At 67.9% G+C, this 20,614-nt stretch carries 21 protein-coding genes and 1 pseudogene; 4 read left to right on the top strand and 18 right to left on the bottom strand.

All coding sequences use genetic code 11. The features are described 5' to 3' along the window. Positions 1 to 386: 386 nt before the first annotated feature. The 6 genes from ABD104_RS27165 to ABD104_RS27140 all read right to left on the bottom strand — a co-directional run bounded on the left by ABD104_RS27165 (position 387) and on the right by ABD104_RS27140 (position 5,648). Positions 387 to 1,442 carry a porin gene (locus tag ABD104_RS27165; RefSeq protein ID WP_343928561.1) on the bottom strand — a complete coding sequence of 352 codons (1,056 nt, stop codon included), beginning with the start codon at positions 1,440 to 1,442 and terminating at the stop codon, positions 387 to 389. Between the two features lie 423 nt (positions 1,443 to 1,865). Continuing rightward, positions 1,866 to 2,633 (bottom strand): peptidylprolyl isomerase, encoded by a 768-nt coding sequence (locus ABD104_RS27160; RefSeq protein ID WP_343928560.1) that lies wholly within the window; start codon positions 2,631 to 2,633, stop codon positions 1,866 to 1,868. A gap of 54 nt (positions 2,634 to 2,687) precedes the next feature. Then, positions 2,688 to 2,972 carry a BolA family protein gene (locus tag ABD104_RS27155; RefSeq protein ID WP_087840629.1) on the bottom strand — a complete coding sequence of 95 codons (285 nt, stop codon included), beginning with the start codon at positions 2,970 to 2,972 and terminating at the stop codon, positions 2,688 to 2,690. Beyond that, positions 2,969 to 3,559, bottom strand: a complete 591-nt coding sequence (locus ABD104_RS27150) for a septation protein A (protein ID WP_343928559.1) — start codon at positions 3,557 to 3,559, stop codon at positions 2,969 to 2,971. The genes ABD104_RS27155 and ABD104_RS27150 overlap by 4 nt, the downstream gene beginning before the upstream one ends. Positions 3,560 to 3,726: 167 nt before the next feature. Further along, positions 3,727 to 4,128 (bottom strand): peptide-methionine (R)-S-oxide reductase MsrB, encoded by a 402-nt coding sequence (gene msrB / locus ABD104_RS27145; protein ID WP_279815302.1) that lies wholly within the window; start codon positions 4,126 to 4,128, stop codon positions 3,727 to 3,729. An 8-nt stretch (positions 4,129 to 4,136) separates the two neighbouring features. Continuing rightward, entirely contained in the window at positions 4,137 to 5,648 is a 1,512-nt protein-coding gene (locus ABD104_RS27140; RefSeq protein ID WP_343928558.1) for a protein adenylyltransferase SelO, read from the bottom strand. Between the two features lie 113 nt (positions 5,649 to 5,761). On the opposite strand from ABD104_RS27140, the gene ABD104_RS27135 reads away from it, so the two are divergent. The 4 genes from ABD104_RS27135 to ABD104_RS27120 are packed head-to-tail and all read left to right on the top strand — an operon-like array spanning position 5,762 to position 9,453. Continuing rightward, positions 5,762 to 6,721, top strand: coding sequence for a branched-chain amino acid ABC transporter permease (locus ABD104_RS27135; protein ID WP_343928557.1), 960 nt, complete (start codon positions 5,762 to 5,764; stop codon positions 6,719 to 6,721). Beyond that, positions 6,718 to 7,980, top strand: coding sequence for a branched-chain amino acid ABC transporter permease (locus tag ABD104_RS27130; protein ID WP_087840634.1), 1,263 nt, complete (start codon positions 6,718 to 6,720; stop codon positions 7,978 to 7,980). The genes ABD104_RS27135 and ABD104_RS27130 overlap by 4 nt, the downstream gene beginning before the upstream one ends. Beyond that, a complete protein-coding gene (locus ABD104_RS27125) occupies positions 7,973 to 8,755 on the top strand; it encodes an ABC transporter ATP-binding protein (protein WP_087840635.1) in 783 nt (260 codons plus the stop codon). Before ABD104_RS27130 ends, ABD104_RS27125 begins: the two co-directional genes overlap by 8 nt. Beyond that, entirely contained in the window at positions 8,752 to 9,453 is a 702-nt protein-coding gene (locus ABD104_RS27120; RefSeq protein WP_087840636.1) for an ABC transporter ATP-binding protein, read from the top strand. The genes ABD104_RS27125 and ABD104_RS27120 overlap by 4 nt, the downstream gene beginning before the upstream one ends. 46 nt (positions 9,454 to 9,499) lie before the next feature. On the opposite strand, the gene ABD104_RS27115 is transcribed toward ABD104_RS27120, so the two are convergent. The 12 genes and pseudogenes from ABD104_RS27115 to ABD104_RS27060 all read right to left on the bottom strand — a co-directional run bounded on the left by ABD104_RS27115 (position 9,500) and on the right by ABD104_RS27060 (position 20,485). Beyond that, positions 9,500 to 10,897: a CoA transferase gene (locus tag ABD104_RS27115; protein ID WP_343928556.1), complete on the bottom strand. Its 1,398-nt coding sequence runs from the start codon at positions 10,895 to 10,897 to the stop codon at positions 9,500 to 9,502. A 1-nt stretch (position 10,898) separates the two neighbouring features. Beyond that, entirely contained in the window at positions 10,899 to 12,647 is a 1,749-nt protein-coding gene (locus ABD104_RS27110) for a PhoH family protein (protein WP_132978729.1), read from the bottom strand. A gap of 108 nt (positions 12,648 to 12,755) precedes the next feature. Continuing rightward, entirely contained in the window at positions 12,756 to 13,220 is a 465-nt protein-coding gene (locus ABD104_RS27105; protein WP_279815312.1) for a peroxiredoxin, read from the bottom strand. A gap of 50 nt (positions 13,221 to 13,270) precedes the next feature. Beyond that, positions 13,271 to 13,654 (bottom strand): Mth938-like domain-containing protein, encoded by a 384-nt coding sequence (locus ABD104_RS27100; protein ID WP_087840640.1) that lies wholly within the window; start codon positions 13,652 to 13,654, stop codon positions 13,271 to 13,273. 165 nt (positions 13,655 to 13,819) lie between these two features. Beyond that, positions 13,820 to 14,794 (bottom strand): fumarylacetoacetate hydrolase family protein, encoded by a 975-nt coding sequence (locus ABD104_RS27095; protein WP_343928555.1) that lies wholly within the window; start codon positions 14,792 to 14,794, stop codon positions 13,820 to 13,822. Between the two features lie 22 nt (positions 14,795 to 14,816). Continuing rightward, entirely contained in the window at positions 14,817 to 15,788 is a 972-nt protein-coding gene (locus ABD104_RS27090; RefSeq protein ID WP_279815316.1) for a tripartite tricarboxylate transporter substrate binding protein, read from the bottom strand. A gap of 42 nt (positions 15,789 to 15,830) precedes the next feature. Further along, complete coding sequence (locus tag ABD104_RS27085) at positions 15,831 to 16,625, bottom strand: cyclase family protein (RefSeq protein ID WP_371695110.1); 795 nt, start codon at positions 16,623 to 16,625, stop codon at positions 15,831 to 15,833. A 129-nt stretch (positions 16,626 to 16,754) separates the two neighbouring features. Next, positions 16,755 to 17,036, bottom strand: a pseudogene (locus ABD104_RS27080) (ABC transporter permease); the annotation flags it as partial. Between the two features lie 221 nt (positions 17,037 to 17,257). Next, complete coding sequence (locus tag ABD104_RS27075; protein WP_279815317.1) at positions 17,258 to 18,022, bottom strand: ABC transporter permease; 765 nt, start codon at positions 18,020 to 18,022, stop codon at positions 17,258 to 17,260. Beyond that, positions 18,019 to 18,840: an ABC transporter ATP-binding protein gene (locus ABD104_RS27070; protein ID WP_343928554.1), complete on the bottom strand. Its 822-nt coding sequence runs from the start codon at positions 18,838 to 18,840 to the stop codon at positions 18,019 to 18,021. Before ABD104_RS27070 ends, ABD104_RS27075 begins: the two co-directional genes overlap by 4 nt. Next, positions 18,837 to 19,763: an ABC transporter substrate-binding protein gene (locus tag ABD104_RS27065; RefSeq protein ID WP_087840645.1), complete on the bottom strand. Its 927-nt coding sequence runs from the start codon at positions 19,761 to 19,763 to the stop codon at positions 18,837 to 18,839. The genes ABD104_RS27070 and ABD104_RS27065 overlap by 4 nt, the downstream gene beginning before the upstream one ends. Before the next feature lie 44 nt (positions 19,764 to 19,807). Beyond that, entirely contained in the window at positions 19,808 to 20,485 is a 678-nt protein-coding gene (locus tag ABD104_RS27060; RefSeq protein ID WP_279815320.1) for a TetR/AcrR family transcriptional regulator, read from the bottom strand. Positions 20,486 to 20,614 lie beyond the last annotated feature (129 nt).

Here is a 20,614-nt window from a genome sequence, read left to right as displayed (position 1 = left end):
TGCAGAGCAAGACGCCTATGCAGGCTATGAGTGGGTGGTATGATTCACACCCTCATTTGTTCCATCGGCGGCCTTATGATCGTCCGGGACTCGACACTTAGGCTGCGAAGAAATCTGAAGAAATTTCACCAGAAAGGATTAAGAGTGCCAACTGTTAAATCTGGTGCGATATTCAGAGATGTTGCGATTCTGTCGAAACCAATTGGTCTTATCGTTGTTCGCGCAACAGGAGAAGGGGAGGTGGTTACATCTGGCAACGTGCGGACTGATAGAGAGGGTTCGAAATGTTCGGCTCCCAAAAAAGAACCCCGCACTAGGCGGGGTTCATGCTTGGTCGCACCGGAGCCAAAGCCCCGTAGAGACCGGCTCAGGCCGGTATCAAGTGCTTAGAAGCGGTGCTGCAGGCCCACGGCGAACTGACGGGCGTCCAGATTCTTGTTGGCCGCCCAGTCGCGCACTTCGTTTTGCGAGAAGTACGTGTACAGATTGGTGCGCTTGGACAGGTCGTACGTGTAGCCCAGGGCGAAGCCCTTGACCTTCGACTGCGTGGCCTTCTGGTAGGCGGCATAAGCCTTGCCAGGTCCCAGAGGGGCGCTCAGGCCGATCGTGTAGGCGTTGTCCTTGGTGAAGGTGGCGCCGGTGTTGCTAAAGCCACCAGCGTACACTGCGTTGGCGTTCCAGCTTGCGGCGTTCTGGATGTTCTTGGCGTTGGCGTAGCCGGCGTACACAGCAACGACGCCGAAGTCGTAGTTGGCACCAATCGTCAGGTTCTTGAAGTTGCCGTTACCACCGGTGGCGGGCTTCATGTACTGATAGGTCAACACGGCCTTCAGGGGGCCATTGTCATACTTCAGGCCAAGGTCGATCAGGCGGTTGTTGTTCTTGCTGCCAGCAGCTTCCGTGCCATTGACGTTGAAGCTATAGCCGATCGCGCCCTGGAAGCCCGAGAAGCTGGGCGAGTAGTAGTAGACGGCGTTATCGGAACGGCCGCCACCCAGTTCGCTGTCGTTGTAGCCGAAGGTGGCGCTGACGGTGGACTGGCCGAAGCCCAGCCCGAACGGGTTGGCGATACCAGCGGCCCACATGAAGCCCAGGTTCGTGGTGCGGCCCATGATGAAGCGGCCGGCTTGGGCGCTTTCCAGGCCGACGAAGGCATAGCGGCCGAACAGGCGTCCGCCGATTTCGGTGCCTCGATCAACTTCGAAACCATTTTCCAGGGTGAAGATGGCCTTCAGACCACCACCGATGTCTTCCGAACCACGGATGCCCCAGCGCGACTGGCCCATCAGACCGCTGTTGATGCCAGTGACGCTTTGCTTACCTTCGAGTTTGGCATAGCTGAAACCAGCGTCAACCAAACCGTACAGCGTGACGTTGCTTTGCGCTTGAGCGGCACCTGCGAAGCCAGCCAGCAGCGCGGCGGCAAGAAGGGTCTTCTTCATTTAAATAGGTCTCCAGCGGAGTGAGTAACTCGATAAGCCGAAGGGACGAGTCGGAAGACAGCATTGCTGCCGCTTTCCCCCAAGACAAGCCCCCCGTCTTGCTCATGATTTCTACGCGATGTACTTGCTGTGAAGAAATCTCGAAGAATTTCACCAGAAAGCCCCTGGAGTGCCAATAGTTAATTCCCTTGCAATAAAAATGTGTTGTGCTTTGCTCTAAGGTTTTGTTACCTAATTGCAACCCCAGGACGGTGTGAACCCGCGAATCGCCAGTTCTCCTGGAGGGTTGAGCAAGAAAAACGCCCCGTAACTCAGGCGGGTTAGGGCCTGTTTTACGGGGCATCAGGTTCAACCCAGGGAAACCCTGATTGTTGAAAATTTAATTATCGGGACAGCGTTTTTTGTTGGTTGAATCCAACAAGCTTATTGGATCCGGGCCTTTTCGCGCAGGCTGGTCTGGAAATCACGCAGCTTGGTCTGGCGCAGGGATTCCTCGATTTGCGGGCGCAACTGCTCCAGCGGCGGGAATTGGACCGGGCGCACGTCGTCCAGGCGGATCACGTGCCAGCCGAACTGGGTCTGCACCGGCGCTTCCGTGGTCTGGCCCTTCTGCAGCGCGGCCAGCGCGTCGGCGAACGGCTTGACGTAGGTGCTGGAGGGGGCCCAGTCCAGGCTGCCGCCGTTGGCAGCCGAGCCGGGGTCCTTGGATTGCTTGGCGAGGTCCTCGAACTTCGCTCCCTTCTTCAGCTGGGCGATGATGTCCTTGGCCTGGGCCTCGCTTTCGACCAGGATGTGGCGGGCCTGGTATTCCTTGTCGCCCTGGGCGCTCTTGACGCGGTCGTACTCGGCCTGGACGTCCTGCGGCGAGACCGGGTTCTTGGCCAGGAAGTCGTTGAACAGGCCGCGGATCAGCACGCTCTGGCGGGTCAGGTCGATTTCGGCCTGGACTTCGGGCTGTTTGGCGACGCCGCGCTTGTCGGCTTCCTGCAGGAAGATTTCACGGTTGATCAGTTCTTCCCGGATCTGCTCGCGCAACTGGGGGGAGTCGGGCTGGCCCTGCTTGGTCAGCAGCTTGACGAATTGGTCCACGCGCGACGAGGGGATGGCCTTGCCGTTGACCACGGCGGCATTCTGCGCAAAAACCGGAGCGGCCAGGGTCAGCGCGGCAGCCATCATCAAAACACGCTTCATGTATGGAAGTCCTTGAAGGTAGAGGGGGAGTGAGGTCGGTTGAAAAGACCGGGCTCAAGAGGTTGGTGCGGAATCTTCTTCTGGTGTCAGCGCCTGGAGCGCCAGCGCGTGGATGTGCGCCGGCATCAAGTCTGCCAATCGATCATACACCAGCCTATGCCTGGCTACCCGGTTGAGCCCGGCGAAACGGGGCGAAACAATGCGTAGCCGGAAGTGTCCGGCGCCTCCGGCCGCGCCGGCGTGTCCGGCATGCAGGTGGGATTCGTCCTGTACGTCCAGGGTGATGGGGTCGAGGGCCTGCAGGCGCTGCCGGATCCCCGCGATGCGGTCGGCGTTCATGAGCGTTCGGCCCCGGCGTCGGTCTCGCGCTTGGCGATGTCCGCGGTGGAGGCTTCCTGGGCGGGTTTCATGTGGCGGCCGAGGTAGAGCGATTGCAGCACGACGAATACCAGCAGCAGGCCGAAGATGCCGAACACCTTGAAGCTGACCCAGGTTTCGGTGGGCCAGTTGTAGGCGACGTACAGGTTCAGGCCGCCCACCGCGGCGAAGAAGGTCACCCAGGCCAGGTTGAGCCGGCTCCAGACCGGGTCGGGCAACTGGATCTGCGCGCCCAGCATGCTGCGCAGGAAATTGCGCTTGAACAGCCACTGGCCGCCGCCCAGCACCGCCGCGAACAGCCAGTAGAGCACCGTGGGCTTCCACTTGATGAAGACCTCGTCGTGCAGGAACAGCGTGGCGCCCCCGAACACCACGATGATGGCCAGGTTGATCCAGTGCATGGGCTCGATCTTCCTGCGCCGCACCAGCAGCCAGACGATCTGCAGCACGCTGGCCGCCATGGCCACGCCCGTCGCGACATAGATGTCGGCGAACTTGTATGCGGCGAAGAAAAGAACCAGCGGGAAAAGATCAAAAAGTAATTTCATCGAATCGTCGAGAAAAAAATGCATCCGAGTGGGACAAGAAAACCACCCCACCGTTCACCCTACAGCCCCAGCTTAACCCGGCCTACCAAGATCCAGGATGCGGTGGATCCGGCTTGCCGGTCCGCCCGCATCGCCCCCTTGAGGGGGCGCCCGAAGGGCGTGGGGGGCTACAGCGGTTCGAACTTCAGCGAGACCGAATTGATGCAATAACGCAGGCCTGTCGGCGGCGGGCCGTCCTCGAAGACGTGCCCCAGGTGGGCGTCGCAGACGTTGCACAGGATCTCGGTGCGGACCATGCCATGGGTGGTGTCGAGTTCCTCGCGTACGTTATCGGGGTCGAGCGGGGCGAAATAACTGGGCCAGCCGCAGGCCGAGTCGAACTTGGTGTCCGAGGCGAACAGCGGCGTGCCGCAGGCCACGCAGCGGTAGATGCCGGGTTCGCGATGATCCCAGTATTGGCCGGTGAACGCGCGCTCGGTCGCCTTCTCGCGCGCCACGGCGTATTGCATGGGGGTGAGCAGGGTTCGCCATTCGGCATCGGATTTCTTGACTTTGGGCCGGTCGGACATGGTCTACCTCATGAAGAACAACTGACTTGCAGCGAGCCGGCCCAGTCGGGCGGCACGCGGGCATAGCTTTCGTGGCCGGGCCGTTCGGTGTAGGGGTCGCGCAAGAGCCGCATCAGGCGGTCGATCTCGCCGGGATCCCTTTGCTTTGCGGCACGGATGGCCAGCTCGGCCAGGTGGTTGCGCAGCACGTACAGCGGATTGACGCGGTTCATGGCCGCGGCGCGCTCGCCGTCGGGCCGCCCGTCCTGAGCGAGGCGGGCACGGTAGGTGGCCAGCCACGCCTGGGCGGCCTCGCGGTCGGCATACAGGTCCTCGAAGGTTTCGACGCCCGGTGCCGGCGGAGTGCCGTCGGCGCTGGCCACGTCGGCCAGGCGCCGGAAGCTCAGGGTGAAGTCGGCGCGATTCTGGTGCATGACGGACCAGAGGCCGTTCAGCAGTTCATCGTCGCCCGCCTGCCATTGCCCGAGGCCGAGCTTGGCGGCCATCCGGTGGTGGAAGGCGGCCAGGAAGGCGCCTTCGTAGTTGGCCAGCACGGCGCGCAGCGCGTCCTCGTCCTGTACCAGCGGCATCAGCGCGCCGGCCAGGCGATACAGGTTCCAATGCCCGACCGCGGGCTGGGCATCCCAGGCGTAGCGCCCGGCGGTATCGGAATGGTTGCAGACGTGGTGGGCGTCGAAGCCGTCCATGAATCCATAGGGGCCGTAGTCCAGCGTCAGGCCCAGGATGGACATGTTGTCGGTATTCATGACGCCGTGGCAGAAGCCCACGGCTTGCCAGTCCGCCATCAGCGTGGCGGTCTTGCGCGTGACCGCGGCCAGCAGCCGCAGGTAGGGGCCGGCCTCCGTGTCGGCGACGCCGGTCGGGGCCGGCCGGCAGTCGGGATAGAAGCGGTCGATCACGTAGTCGGCCAGGACGCGCAGCAGGTCGGGCCGCTGACGGCTGGCCCAGTGTTCGAACGAGCCGAAGCGCACGAAGCTGGGCGACATGCGGGTGACGATGGCGGCCGTCTCGACGGTCTCGCGGATGACCGGATCGTCGGAGGCGACCAGCGCCAATGCGCGCGTGGTCGGGATGCCCAGGCCGTGCATGGCTTCCGAGGCGAGATACTCGCGCACGGATGAGCGCAGCACGGCCTTGCCGTCGCCCATGCGCGAATACGGGGTCAGGCCCGATCCCTTGAGCTGCAGTTCCCAGTTGCCGTCGGGGCCGGCCACTTCGCCCAGCAGCAGCGCGCGGCCGTCGCCCAGTTGTCCGGCCCATACGCCGAATTGATGGCCGCTGTAGACGGCGGCCAGCGGCGCTCCGCCAGGTAGCGGGCGGGCGCCCGCGAACACGGACAGGAACTCGGGCGTGGCCAGGGCCTCGGGAGCGAGGCCGATCAGGGCGGCGGCCTCGGGGTTGGCATGCACCAGCCAGGGGTCGTCCAGGGGCTGGGGCGACACCCGTGAATAGAACGCGTCCGGCAGGGCGGCGAACGAGTTGTCGGTACGCAGGGACTGGAGAGTGCTGGCGAGCTTCACGACGTTGGAACGGTGATTGGCGGTCCGGCCTCACGCCGGGTATCAATCAAGGTTAACCTATTTGCCGTCGTTTCCATGTTTCCCTTTCCCTCGCGCGCTGCTCGGAGTATTGCTTGGACGGGCTCATCGTTTCGCTGCTGAACGGTCTCAGTTATGGGCTGTTGCTTTTCATGCTTTCGTCCGGACTGACGCTGATCTTCAGCATGATGGGCATCATCAACTTCGCGCATGCGAGTTTCTACATGCTGGGGGCCTATGCGGCCCACACCGTGGCCGGCGCGTTGTCGCCGGCGCTGGCCACGGGCGCGGCATTCTGGGTGGCCCTGTTCATCGCGCCCGTGCTGGTGGGGCTGGCGGGCGCGGCGGTCGAGCGGCTGGCGCTGCGCCGCTTGCGCGGCCGGGGGCACGTGGCGGAGTTGCTGTTCACCTTCGCGCTCGCCATGATCATCGCCGAACTGGTGCAACTGGCCTGGGGCCGGTCCGCCGTGCCCTACCGCATGCCGGCCGCCTGGGGCGAGCCCCTGTTCAGCCTGGGCGGGCACGCTTTTCCCGTACATCGCCTGGTGGTCGCGCTGGCCGCGGGCCTGATGCTGGCGGGATTGTGGTGGGGCCTGACCCGTACCCGGACCGGCCTGGTCGTTCGCGCGGCGCTCAGTCATCCCGACATGGCGCAGGCGCTGGGGCACGACGTGCCCCGTGTGTTCATGCTGGTGTTCGGCGCCGGCTGCCTGCTGGCCGGCATGGCTGGCGCGATAGGCGGCAGCGTGTTCGTGACCGAACCGGGCATGGCGCAGGCGCTGGGGCCCATCGTGTTCGTCGTGACGGTGGTGGGCGGGCTGGGATCGTTGGCGGGCGCCTTCTGGGCCAGCCTGCTGATCGGATTGCTGCAGACCCTGGCGGTGGGGTCCGCCTGGTCGCTGGCCGCGCCGGCATCGTGGCTGGGCGCCGCGGACGCCGCGCGGGCGCTGGCGGATTGGCCGCTGTCGCGCGTGGCGCCGGTATTGCCCTATCTGCTGATGGTGGCGGTGCTGGCATGGCGGCCGCGCGGGCTCATGGGCGTGCGCGAAACATGAGTCCGCGCCCTGACGGCAGGCCATTCCTGGCCTGCGTGGCCGTTGGACTGGCGGTGCTGGCGCTGGCGCCGCTGTGCTTCGGCAGCGGCTTCCAACTGGGCCTGATGTCGCAGATGTGCGCGATGGCGCTGTTCGCGCTGTCGTACAACCTGCTGCTGGGCCAGACCGGGATGCTGTCCTTCGGGCATGCCGTCTACGCGGGACTGGGAGGGTATGCCGTCATCCATCTCCTGCGCGGGATGGACGGCGGGTCGTTCGTCTACCCGACCGTGCTGCTGCCCGTGGCGGGCGGGCTGGCGGGCGCGGGTTTCGCCGCGCTGATCGGCTATCCGACCACGCGCCGGGGCGGGACGCCATTCGCGATGATTTCGCTGGCGATAGGCGAACTGGTGCATGCCGCCGCCGGCATGCTGCCGGCATGGTTCGGCGGGGAGGGCGGGCTGGCGGCCGATCGTACCGCCGGCCCCGCGTTCGTGGCGGGCCTGTGGCCGGGATGGACCCTGGGACCCGATGTCCACGTCTATTACCTGACCGCCGCATGGACGGCCGCCTGCACGCTGGCCATCCATGCGCTGGGCCGCACGCCGCTGCTCAAGCTTGCCAACGCCGTCCGCGACAATCCGCAGCGCGTGGCCTTCATCGGCTATGACCCGCATCGCGTCCGCTATCTCATGCTGATCCTGTCGGGCTTCTTCGCCGGCGTGGCGGGCGGGTTGATGGCGCTCAACCTGGAGATCGCCAGCGCCGACGGCCTGGGGGCGCTGCGCTCGGGCATGGTGCTGCTGGCGGTGGTGGTGGGGGGCAGCGGCCTGTTCCTGGGACCGGTGGCCGGCGCGGTGGTGGTGACGTTCTTCTCGGTGGAACTGTCGCGCCACACCGGCGCCTGGCAGTTGTACCTGGGGCTCGCCTTCGCCGCGGTCGTGCTGGTCTTGCCTGGCGGACTGGCCGGCGGGCTGCGCGATGCGGCGCGGCTGGTGGCGCGGGGCCAGTCGAGGGAATGGTTGGGCGCCAGGATCTGGACGATCCTCGGGGCGCTGGCGGCATGCGCGGGGCTGAGCCTGGCGATCGAACTGGCCTATGGCCGCGTCCACGACGCGGGCGGGCCGGCGGCGGTCCCGTGGTTCGGGTTGATGCTGGACCCGTTCGCGCCGCTGCCGTGGAGCGTTGCCGGCGCGCTGGCGGTGCTGGGCGCGGCGGGTGTGTTCCTGGGTCGGGGCCGAGGCCGCCCGGTGCCCTCGCCGGAGCGATGCGATGTCTAAGACGCGGGAGACGGGCGGCATCGACGCCTTGTCGCTGGAAGGCGTGGGCAAGCGCTACGGGGATGTCCAGGTGCTCGACGGCGTCAGCCTGCGTGTCCCCATGGGTGAATTCCACGCCTTGATCGGGCCCAACGGGGCGGGCAAGTCCAGCCTGTTCAACGTGATATCGGGCCTGACGCCGCCCTCGACGGGCAGAGTGCGCTTGCATGGCCGCGACGTCACCGGCTTGCCGGCGCATCGCATGGCCCGATTGGGCTTGTCGCGCAGCTTCCAGGTGGCCAACGTCTTCGGCCGCATGTCAGTGTTCGACAATCTGCGCTGCGCCGCCATGCGCAGGGGAGGCCTGGGTTATCAATGGTGGTGTGCGCTGGATCGCGGGCGCGGCGTGGCCCAGCGCGCGAACCAGATCATGGCGCAACTGGATCTGGCGCGGCGCGCGGAACTGCCCGCCGGCGAACTGAGCTACGCCGAGCAGCGCGCCCTGGAGTTGGGCATGGTGCTGGCCACCGATGCGCGCGTCGTCCTGCTGGACGAGCCGACGGCCGGGATGAGCCGGGCCGAGACGGCGCGCATGATGGAGCTGATACGCGGCACGTGCCAGGGGAGGACGGTGCTGATCGTCGAGCACGACATGCGGGTGGTGTTCGGCCTGTCCGATCGCATTTCGGTCATGGTCCAGGGCCGGTTGGTTGCCACGGGCGACCCGGAACACATCCGGGCGGATCCGGCGATCCGCCAGGCCTATCTGGGCGGCATCGTGCAGGAGCCGGAATGAACGGCCTTCTGGAACTTCGCGGCGTCCATGCCTGGTACGGCCGCGCCCACGTGCTGCAAGGCGTGGATCTGAGCGTGGCTCCGGGCGAGATCGTCGCGCTATTGGGCCGCAATGGCGCGGGACGTTCCACCCTGGCGCGCGCGGTCATGGGGCTGGTCGAGCGGCGCGGCCGCCTGCTCTGGAGAGGCCGGGAGACGGCCAGCTTGCGCACGTTCGAGATCGCGCGGCTGGGAGTCGGCTACGTGCCGGAGAGCCGGGACGTCTTTCCCGGCATGACGGTCGAGCAGAATCTGGTGCTGGGGCAGAAGGCCGCCAAGGCGGGGCGCTGGACGATCGCCGACGTATACCGGCTGTTCCCCGCGCTGGCGCAACGAGCCGGGGTGCAGGCGCAGCACCTGTCGGGAGGCGAGCAGCAGATGCTGGCCCTGGGCCGCACGCTGATGGGCGATCCGGCACTGATGCTGGTGGACGAACCCGCCGAGGGACTGGCGCCGATGGTGGTGGCGCAGCTGGCGGCCTGCCTGGACGAACTGCGCCGCCAGGGCATGGCCATCCTGCTGATCGAGCAGAAGCTGGATTTCGCCCTGGACATCGCCGATCGCGCATATGTACTGGGCCACGGCGCCGTGGTGTTCACCGGGACGCCGGCCGCCCTGCGCGCGGATGCCTCGACCAGGCGCGAGTGGATCGAACTCTAGGACCCATTCCCGGCCCGCGCCAGGCTGCTTTCGGCGGGAACGGGCCTTAGGCGCGCCACGACGCCGGCGAGGCGCCCAGCGGGCCGGCGGGTATGTCCCAGGCCATGGGCGCGCCGGCCACGGCAAGCGGCGACTTGACGCGCCGTGCCCGCCCCCAGGCCGTCATCTCCGAGGGCATGGTGCAATCGTCGCGGGCTTCAGGCGCAAGAGGCGCGGCGTCCGCGGGCGCCACGCCTTGTACCAGCAGGGCCGCCGTGCGCGCCAGGGAGGCTCGGGCTTCGCTGCCGCAGCCTGTGCGCGCGCGCTCGGTCAGTCCGCGTATCGCCGCGGTGGCGAGCAGGTAGCCCGTCGTGTGGTCCAGGGCCTGGACCGGCAGCGGAGTCGGCCTGTCCCGGCCCAGCTCGCGCATGCCGGCATCGGCGATGCCGCAGCTCATCTGCACCAGGCTGTCGAACCCGCGGCGGGCTCTCCAGGGGCCGGTCCATCCGTAGGCGTCCAGCGACACATCGACCAGCCCGGGGTTGATGCGGCGCCGTTGCTCCGCATCGAAACCCAACGCGCCCAGGGCATCCGAACGGTAGCCATGCACCAGCACGTCGGCATCGCGCAGCAACTGGCGGAACAGGCGCCTGCCTTCCGTGGAGCGAAGATCGATGCGGCCGCAGCGCTTGCCCAGCGTCAGCTCGGGGGCGGCGACCGGTTCGTCCCAGGCGGGAGGATCCAGCCGCAGGACCTCGGCGCCGTAGCCCGCCAGGAAACGCGTGGCCACGGGGCCCGCGATGATGCGGGTCAGGTCCAGCACGCGTATGCCGCGCAGCGGACGGGCGGGGGTGCCGGCCCAGGCGGGCGCATCGGCGGCGGGTGCAGGCGTGCGCCAAAGCAGCGGCTCGACCGCCACGGCGGCACCTTGGGGATGGGTGGCCCAGGCTTCCCGGGTACGCATCTGCGCGGCGCAGCCCTTCGCCTCGACGATGGCGTTCTCGAGATCGAGGGCATTCCATGTCGCCACCGCGCGCGCCACCTCATCGTGACCGCCGTGGCAGCCGAGCACGCGCAGGATGGCATCGCGATGATGCGGCGCATTGGCGTGCAGCCGTATCCAGCCGTCGGCGGCCGCGTAGTCGCCGGTGACGGGATCGCGCGCCGGCGGCAGTTTCCAGCCCACCGGCCGCAGCGACGTGTCGAACCAGAACGAGGTCAGCCGCCGGTCGACCGCGACCGCGGGCAGGCTGCCGTGACGCTGCCCGACCAGCTCGGCAATGGCCAGGCCGGCCGCGCCCACCGAGGCGGCGGCCAGGTCCGTGACCGGGAAGATGGACGGCAGGCTGCCCGTCCCGAGCCAGGCGATGCCGGCGGGAAGCGTGGCGCTTCCCGTCGCGCTCCAGATGGCGCGCAGGTAGCCGTCGCTGACGCCGCCTGCTCCGCCGTCCAGGTCACGCCGCATGTCACAGCACCTCGGCCGCGTAGTCGGCCAGCCGCGAGCGCTCGCCCCGCTGCAAGGTCACGTGGCCCGAATGCGGCCAGCCCTTGAAGCGGTCCACCACGTAGGTCAGCCCTGAACTGCCTTCGGTCAGGTAGGGCGTGTCGATCTGCGCGATGTTGCCCAGGCAGACCACCTTGGTGCCGGGACCGGCACGGGTGATCAGGGTCTTCATCTGCTTGGGCGTGAGGTTCTGCGCCTCGTCGATGATCAGGAACTTGTTCAGGAAGGTGCGGCCGCGCATGAAGTTCAGCGACTTGACCTTCACCCGCGAACGGATGAGGTCCATGGTGGCGGCACGCCCCCAGTCCCCGCCATGGCCGCTTTCGCCGTCGCCCATGTTCAGCACGTCCAGGTTGTCTTCCAGCGCGCCCATCCAGGGCAGCATCTTTTCTTCCTCGGTGCCCGGCAGGAAGCCGATGTCTTCGCCCACCGGCACGGTGACGCGGGTCATGATGATCTCGGTGTAGCGCTTGGTCTCGAGCACCTGCGTCAGGCCCGCGGCCAGCGCCAGCAGCGTCTTGCCGGTGCCTGCCTGGCCCAGCAGCGAGATGAAGTCGCAGTCCGGGTTCATCAGCAGGTTGAGCGCGAAGTTCTGCTCGCGGTTGCGCGCGGTGATGCCCCAGACGCTGTTCTTGCTGTGGGTGTATTCGCGCAGGGTCTGGAGCACGGCGGTCTTGCCGTTGACTTCCTTGACCTGCGCGTACAGCGGCATGCTGCCTTCGAAATAGACGAACTGGTTGACGGCGAACTGCGCGCACAGGGGCCCGGTGATGCGGTAGAAGGTGCTGCCGCCCTGCTGCCAGGATTCCATGCCCTTGCTGTGCTTGTCCCAGAAATCGTCGGGCAGTTGCAGCACGCCGGTGTACAGCAGGTCGGAGTCTTCCAGGACCTGGTCGTTGAAGTAGTCCTCGGCCGGCAGTCCCAGGGCGCGAGCCTTGACGCGCATGTTGATGTCCTTGGACACCAGCACGACTTCGCGGTCGGGGTAGCGTTCCTGCAGGGCGCGCACCACGCCCAGGATCTGGTTGTCGGCCTTGCCTGCCGGAAGGCCGGACGGCAGCGAGGCCGACAGCAGGGTCGTCTGCAGGTACAGCCGGCCCATCGCGTCGCGGTTGCCGAGCTTGTCGAGCGGGATGCCGGCTTCCATGTCGCCGATGTCGCTGACCAGCTCGTCCAGCGAGCGGCTGACCTGGCGGGCGTTGCGCGCCACTTCGGACATGCCCTTCTTGTGGTTGTCCAGCTCTTCCAGCGTGATCATCGGCAGGAAGATGTCGTGTTCCTCGAAACGGAACAGCGAGCTCGGATCGTGCATGAGCACGTTGGTGTCCAGCACGAACAGCTTGGCGACTTCAGGCCCGGCCGATTTCGCCTTGCGCCTGGGCGTGGGCTTGGCCACGGCCTTGCCGGTGGCGGCGGGAGCCGGCGCGGGCGCGGGCTGCGGCGCGCGCGCGACGATGGGCGCCCCGGCCTGCGGGGCGGGCGTCAGCAGGGTGCCTGCCTTGGATCTGGCGGCGGTCTTGCGGGCCGTCTTGGCCGGCGCGGCCTGGATGCCTTCCAGCTGGGGCTGGACGTCGGGAATGTCGGTGGAGGAGGGCGGTCGGGGTTCGGCTTCGGCTTCGGTACGTTTGCCGCGGGCTGCGGGGCGCGCTGGTTCACCCGAGGGGAAGGACAGGATTGCTGCGGGCCGGGTGGGCATCTTGGGAAGCGGCATGAGCGCGGATCTCCTCAGTAGGGAAGCTCAACGATACTGCATCCTCCATTGCATATATCGTACGCCTGCCGGCGTACGACACATGCGCAGGAAGAAAAACGGACTCATTCAGGCCAGCCCGCGCACGGCTTCGAGCACGGCGTCGACATGGCCGGGCACTTTCACGCCGCGCCATTCCTGGCGCAGCTTGCCTTGAGCGTCGATCAGGAAGGTGCTGCGCTCGATGCCGCGCACCTGCTTGCCATACATGTTCTTCATTTTCATGACACCGTACAGCTCGCACAGGGTTTCGTCCGGATCGGCAAGCAGCGGGAACGGGAAGCCCTGCTTTTCCTTGAACTTCTGGTGCGAGGCCAGCGTGTCGCGCGAGACCCCGAGGATCTCGGCGCCGGCGGCCTGGAACTCGGCGTAGCGGTCGCGGAAGTTCTGCCCTTCGGTCGTGCAGCCCGGCGTGTTGTCGCGCGGGTAGAAATACATGACGACGACGCGGCCCTTCAGGTTCTTCAGCGAGATGTCGCCGTCGGTACTGGGGGCGGTGAAGGCGGGGGCGGCCCGCCCGATGGCAGTGCTCATGCGTGGGTCTCCGGAAAATGGGGGGAAAGGCGGGAGGGGCGGCGCATCATTCAGGCCGGGATCAGCGCGGCCACGACGCGGCGCCCCTCGGCCATCAGGATGTTGTAGGTGCGCGAAGCCGCCAGGGTATCCATCATCTCGATGCCCACGCCGGCCTTCAGCAGCGGGCGCAGCAGCGACGGCGCCAGGAAGCGCTGGCGGGCGCCGGTGCCGATCAGGACGACCTCGGGCAGCGAGGCCGCGCCCGGCCGAGCCACGTGTTCCATCGCGGCGGCATCGACGTCTTCGAAGGAGGAAACGGGCCAGGCGACGACATCGCCCTCGGGGCCGAACACGACGGCGTGCTCGAAACGGACGCGGTTGACTTCGACGTATCCATCGCCATAGGCGGTCACGGTGTTCAGCGCCGAGGCAGGGTCGGAATGCAACTTCAAAAGATCGGCTCCGGTTCGACGGGAGGATGGAAAAACTATACGCCTGCTGACGGCCGGCACGGATGCGCGAACGAGACAGTGCCTGCGCGGCAGTCGGATTATTATAAATGCCCTCTGCGCGAGGGCTCTCCCGGATGCCGCGAGGGGGGCGTGGCGGCCCCGGAATCAGGCCGGGGCTTGCACCAGCTTCTGGTCCAGCGCGCCGAACACGCTTGCCCCGGCCGGCGTATTGACTTCCATCCGGACGCGGTCGCCGAACCTCAGGAAGGGGGTGGAGATCGTGCCTTGCGTGGCGTTCTCGATGGCACGCACCTCGGCCAGCGCCGCCGAGCCGGCTCCCTCGGCCGGATCGGACACCGTGCCCGAACCCACCAGCGTGCCGGCGCGCAGGCGCCGGGTCGCGGCGGCGTGGGCGACGAGGTCGCCGAAGCCCACGCTCATCTCGCGCGCGTTCGGATGGCCGATCCAGCGGCCGTTGATGTCCACCCTTACCGGCAGATGCAGCCTGCCTTCGCGCCAGTGTCCGTCCAGTTCGTCCAGCGTGACCGCCACCGGACCGAACGAGGTCGAAGGCTTGGCATGGATGAAGCCGAAGCCGGTCTTCAGCTCGCGAGGCTGCAGCGCGCGCAGGCTCCAGTCATTGGCCAGCATGACCAGTTTCACGTGATCCAGGGCCGCGGCCGCGTCCACTCCCATGGGCACGTCGTCCAGCGCGACCACGATCTCGCCCTCGCAGTCGATGCCGTGGCTTTCGTCCGGCAGCGGCACGTCGTCGCGGCCGCCCAGGAAGTCGTCCGAGCCACCCTGGTACATCAGCGGCAGCGTCGTATCGATGGGCGGGACGCCGAACCCCCGCTGCATCCACAGGCCGTGGTTGGCGAAGGCGGAGCCGTCCAGCCATTGGTAGGCGCGCGGCAGCGGCGCCATGGCCAATGCGGGATCGAACGAGAACGCTCCCTGGGCGGCGCCGCGGTTCAACGCCTGGTAGAGCGCCTCCAGGCCGGGCCGCATGGCGTCCCAGTCGTCCAGCAGGGCCTGCATGGTGCATGGCCGGTCGGGGTAGGCGGCCAGGGCCAGGTCGGCGGACACCACGGCCAGGCGGCCGTCGCGGCCGCCGTTCTTCAAGGTTGCGAGTTTCATGGCGAGCCTTTGTGAAGGGGAGTCAATCGTTGAGCTGGATTTTCTTGTCGGCGATGATCCTGCCCCACTTCTCGCGCGACGCGGCCATGGTCCGTTCCAGTTGCCGGCGGTCGCCGGGCGTGACGGTCATGGCCAGGGTGGCGGCGGTATCGGCCATCGCGGGGCTGTCCAGCGTGCGGTTGATGGCCTGGTTCAGCCGGTCCAGCACGTCGCCGGGCACCTTGGCGGGCGCGAACACGCCGAACCACGTGGTGCCGTCGTAGCCGGCGAAGCCCTGCTCGGCCAGCGTGGGCACGTCCGGATATTGCGGCTGGCGGGTGGCGGAGGTGACGCCGAGAATCTTCAACCTGCCGTTCTTCGCATTGGCCAGCGCCAGCGTGGGCGGTCCGAACAGCAGGTCGATCTGGCTGCCCATCAACGCGTTCATGGCCGCCGGCGTGCCCTGGTAGGGCACGTGCATCAGCTGGATACGTCCCGATTCCTCCAGCAGGCCGCCCCACAGGTGCGCCACGCTGCCCAAGCCCCACGAGCCATAGGTCAGCTTCCCGGGCGCGCGGGCCGCGGCCTGGATCAGGCCACGGGCGTCCTGGAAGGGCGCGTCGGGACGGGCGATCAGCATGGCGGTCAGGGTGCCGACCTGCGCCACGGGCGCGAAGTCGCGGGCCGGCTCGTAGCGGATGTGGCGGTACAGCAGCGGGTTGAGGGCATGGGTGTCCATGTTGCCCAGCATGATGGTGTAGCCGTCGGGGGCCGCGCGGGCCACGAACTCGCTGCCTATCATGCCGTTGGCGCCGGCCTTGTTCTCGACGATGAAGGATTGCCCCAGTTGCTGTGCCAGGCCTTCTCCGAGCTTGCGGGCGACCATGTCGGCGGGAGACCCGGCCACGTAGGGAACGATGACGCGGACCGGCTTGTCGGGATAGCCGGCGGCGATGGCGGAAGTGGCGGCCAGCGCGGCGACGCTGGCGGCAAGGCGGGAAAGAAGGGAGGGCATGGCAGGCTCCGGGAGCGAAAAAGGAAACGGGGCAGGTGAGGCTCAGGCCGGGGCGAAGAGCCGGTCGTCGAAGATCGCCACGGCCCGGGTCCAGCCGGCCGAGGCGGCGCGCACCTTGTGCGGGAAGCAGCTCACGTAGAAGCCGTCGGGAGGCAGGCATTCCAGGTTGTGGAGCTTCTCGATGTGGCAGTAGCCGATGTCGCGTCCGGCCTTGTGGCCTTCCCAGATCAGCGACTTGTCGCCGGTCTCGCGGTACTTGCGCGCGGTATGGGAAAACGGCGCATCCCAGCTCCATGCGTCGGTGCCGGTCAGGCGCACGCCGCGCTCCAGCAGGTACATGGTCGCCTCGTATCCCATGCCGCACCCGGTCTCGACATAGTCGGGGTGGCCGTAGCGCGAGCCGGCGCGGGTATTGACCAGCACGATCTCCAGCGGCCGCAGCGTGTGTCCGATGCGCGCGAGTTCCGCTTCGACGTCGGCGGCGGTGACGACGTAGCCGTCGGGGAAATGGCGGAAATCCAGCTTGACGCCCGGCTGGAAGCACCAGTCCAGGTCGACCTCGTCGATGGTGATCGCGCGTTCGCCGCGGTTCATGGTCGAGTGGAAGTGGTAGGGGGCATCCAGGTGGGTGCCGCTGTGCGTGGTCAGCGTGACCCATTCGGCGGCCGCGGCTTCCCCGTCGGGAAGATCCTCGGCCTTCAGGCCGGGCAGCAGGCGCTGGAAGCCCGCCACGCCCTGCACGTGATTCTCGTAGGTGATGCGTGGCGCGAGCGCGGGCGGGTCCGACAGGATGTCGTTCTCGAGATAGATGGAAAGGTCGACGATGCGGCGTGGCATGATGCGTCCGGACAAGAGAAAGGGGTCAGTGGTGGGTGCGGGCCAGCCGTTCGGCCAGCGCGAGCAGGCTGTTGCTGAGGAGCCCGATGGCGCCCAGCAGGACGACGCCGGCATAGAGCTCCGGGACAGCCCCAGCACTCGCGCGACTTCGTGCAGGCGCGGGTCGACCGACGCGAACCCGTGCACGGTGGACAGCAGCACCGGCCAGATGGCGCCGAAGGCGATGACCGCCAGCACCATGCCGGGCGACAAGCCGAGCAGCGCGATGGCGACGGGCATGACGGCCGAGGCGGGGAGCGGGCGCACGAACTCCAGCGTGGGCTGCGTCCAGGCGCGCAGGGCGGGCGAGACGCCGATCAGCGTGCCCAGGACGAGGCCCAGGGCCGAGGCCAGCAGCCAGCCATAGAGCATGCGTTCGACGGTGGCCAGGCTGGCCGAAGCCAATTCGCCTTCGGCCAGGCCTTGCAGCAGGGCGTCCCAGGTGGCACCGGGCGAGGGCAGGAAAATGGGCGACACCCAGCCGGCCGCGGTGGCCCAGGCCCACGCTCCCACGATCACGAGCAGGACCAGCAGGCCGCCCGCGGCGTCGCCCAGGCGCCGGGCGGAAAGCAGGGAAACGGGCAGCGGCGTGTTCATGCGCGGACTCCGCGGCGGGCGAACAGGCGCGCCTGCAGCCACAGCAGGCCGGCATTGGCGGCCCAGCCCAGCACGCCTATCCAGATGACCAGCGCGAGCATCAGCGCCGGGTTCAGGCTTTGCTGCGCCATGGCCAGGCCGTAGCCCAGGCCCATGGGGTTGGCGATGATTTCGGTGGTGACGGCGATGGTCAGCGCGATGCCCAGCGACAGCCGCAGGCCGACGAAGATACGCGGCAGCGCGGCCGGCAGCACGATCTTCCAGGCGCGGCGGATGCCTCCCAGTCCCAGCACGCGGGCCACCTCGACGAGGCGGGGCTCCACCCGCGCTACGCCGTCCTGGGCGAACATCAGCATGGGCCAGACGCAGGTGAAGGCCACCACCGCGCTTTCCATGCGGTAGCCGAAGCCGAAGGCCAGCATGGCGATGGGCACCAGCGCGACCGAGGGCAGCGGGCGCAGCAGGTTGACCGTGAGCGCCGACCACCGGCCGGCGCGCGAGGAGGCGCCGAACCACAGGCCGAGAACCAGTCCGATGCCGCCGCCCGCGGCCAGGCCGAGCAGCGCATTGCCCAGGGTCTGCGCGGACGCGGCCGCCAGCGAGCCATCCTGCGCCGCCGTCCACATGGCCCGCAGGATCTCGGTGGGCCGGGCGAACGCGTCGCTTTGCGCGCCGCTGGCCCGCATGGCGGCCTCGGCGGCGGCCAGCGCCAGCAGGGGCAGGAGAAGGCCGCGCAGGCGCGGCCCGATGGCGCGGATCATGGACGCGGCTCCTGGATGAAATCGAACAGGAAGCGGCGCAGGCGCAGGAACTCGGGATGCTCGCGCGTGCTCAACTGGTCGCGCGGATGGGGCAGGCCGATGGCGATGTCCTGCGCGAGGCTGCTGGCGCCCGTGCCCGGATTGGCCCGCAGCGCGACGACGCGATCGCCCAGGTAGATCGCTTCCTCGAGATCATGGGTGATGAACAGCACGGTCGTGCCATGCCGCCGCACCAGGGCCAGCAGATCGTCCTGCAGCGACTGGCGCGTCATGGCGTCGAGCGCGCCGAAGGGTTCGTCCATCAGCAGCACCGCCGGACGCTGGGCCAGGCAGCGCGCGATCTGCAGGCGCTGCTGCATGCCGCCCGACAGTTCCGCCGGGTACTTGTCCGCGTGATTGCCCAGCCCGACCTGGGCCAGCAGCGGCGCGATGCGCGAAGCGCGTTCGGCCCGGGGGACGCGGGCGGCCTCGAGCGCGAGCGAGACATTGCCCGCCACCGATCGCCACGGCAACAGGGAGCGCCCATAGTCCTGGAAAACGATGGCGACATCCTGTGCCGGACCGTCGATGGGGCGGCCGTCGCGCAGGATGCTGCCGGCGCTGGGCTGCACCAGGCCCGACAGCAGCCGCAGCAACGTGGTCTTGCCGCAGCCCGACGGACCGACCACGCAGACGAACTCGCCCCGGCCCAGATCCAGATCCAGGCCATTGATGATGCGGCGGTCGCCCAGGTCCAGCGCCACCCCGCTCAGGCGAATCAGGGGAGCGGCGGCACCCGCGCGGGGCGCCGCGTCGACGACGCGCAGGCTGGCGGTCACTTGGCCACCATCGCGGCCAGGTCGGGCGCCTTGCGCAGCATGCCCTGCTGGCGCATGGTGTCCGCCCAGAACTGCAGCTCGCTGCCGGCCAGCGGCACCTTGTAGGCCGGCACCGTCAGGGAGGCCAGGACCGGGGCGGGCACCTTCAGGTACTTGCCCATGTCGGCCCGCGCCTCGTCGGGATGGGCGGCGGCGAAGTCCAGCGCGTCGGCCAGCGCGGCGCGGAAGCTTGCGATGGCCGGTCCATGCGCCTGCTGCCAGGCGCGGGTCGACATGTACAGCATGTTGGAAAAGCCGGCCGGCAGGTCCGGCGCCAGCGGCGACAGCAGCGTGCCGGCGCCGCTTTGCAGGATGCGGCCCAGGAACGGGTCGGCCGTGACCGCGGCGTCGATCGATCCGCCCTTGAGCAGATCGCCCATCTGCGGAAAGGCGCCTTCCACGAAGGTCACCTTGCGGGGATCGACGCCCTGGTCGGCCAGCCATTTGCGGCCGATGATGTGCAGGGCGGCGTTCAGCCCGGGCACAGCGATCTTCTTGCCGACCAGGTCGGCCGCGCTTTTGGCGCCGCCGCTGCGCACGACCAGGCCAATGGCCTTGGACGACGGATTGTGGACGCTCGTGCCGGCCAGCCCCACCAGGTCCATGCCGCTGTCGTTGGCCTGCAGCAGCACCGGGCTCGCCACGCCCGCGATCTGTACCGACCCGGATTGCAGCGCGGCGGGCATCACGCCGCTCAGGGCCAGTTGCTGCGGCGTCACTTCGAGCCCTCGCTTGGCGAAATAGCCGCGTTCCTTGGCCACGAACAGGGGCATGAACTCGGATACCGCCGTATAGGCCACGGTGATGCGGGTCTGCGCCGCGGCGCCCGCCGCCCATAAGGCGAGCGCGATTCCCAGCGCGGGAGCGAGTCTGGATGTCTTCATGGTGTCTCCTGGAAAAAGGGTGCCGGTTGCCGCGGGGACAGGTCCTAGACGGCGCAGGTGTGGCGGATGCCGGCGCTCAGGAAGCGGCAGAGCAGATCGGCGGAACGGTCGAACTCGCGCGCCTTGGCCTGGCCGTGGGACAGGTCCTCGATGCGCTGGTCGCTGATGTGGTGCATCAGCGCGCCCAGCGAGAACTGGTAGCACCAGGCGGCCTGGGCGCGGGAGATACCCGGCAGCGCCTTCATCAGCGCATCGATGTAGGCGTGCGCCACGGGGTCGAACAGTTCGGCGCGCGGCCCGCTGTTCTCCGGCCCCTGCTCGACCAGGTTGCGGGCGACGAGCTGCATGAACTGCCGGCCTTCGGGGTTGGCGGCGAGCTTGAGCGCCGGCCGTACGAAGGCGCGCACGATGCGGTCCAGCAGTTCGTCGGGCGGACCGGCATGCCACAGCGTTTCCAGCGCGGCCAGCCGCTCCCTGATGTAGCCCGAGCGCTGCCGGAAGATCTCCTCGTACAGGGCCAGCTTGGGGCCGTAGTAGTAGCCGACCAGCGCCAGCGGCACGCCGGCTTCCTCGGCGATGTCGCGTATCGAGACGCCGTGATAGCCATGGCGCGCGAACAGCGCCTCGGCCGCCATGAGGATGTTGCGGCGGCGGTCGGGCGCCTCGTCGATCTCGGAGCGGGGGCGTGCGCGGCGGGGCGCTGGAGCGATTTTCGCGGCCATGGGTCTCGATATGGATTTTTATACGATCGTACAGTTTGTTGTACGTTCGTACAAATCGGGAGAAACCAGAGGAAGCCGCACGCCGATGCGCGAAGACCGCCGGCGGCGCGCCGGGAGCTTTTCCTGCTG

Origin of the sequence: Pigmentiphaga daeguensis, assembly GCF_039523035.1 — a bacterium.
Taxonomy (GTDB): Bacteria; Pseudomonadota; Gammaproteobacteria; order Burkholderiales; family Burkholderiaceae_B; genus Pigmentiphaga; species Pigmentiphaga daeguensis.
This window is presented reverse-complemented; position numbering and strand designations above follow the sequence as displayed.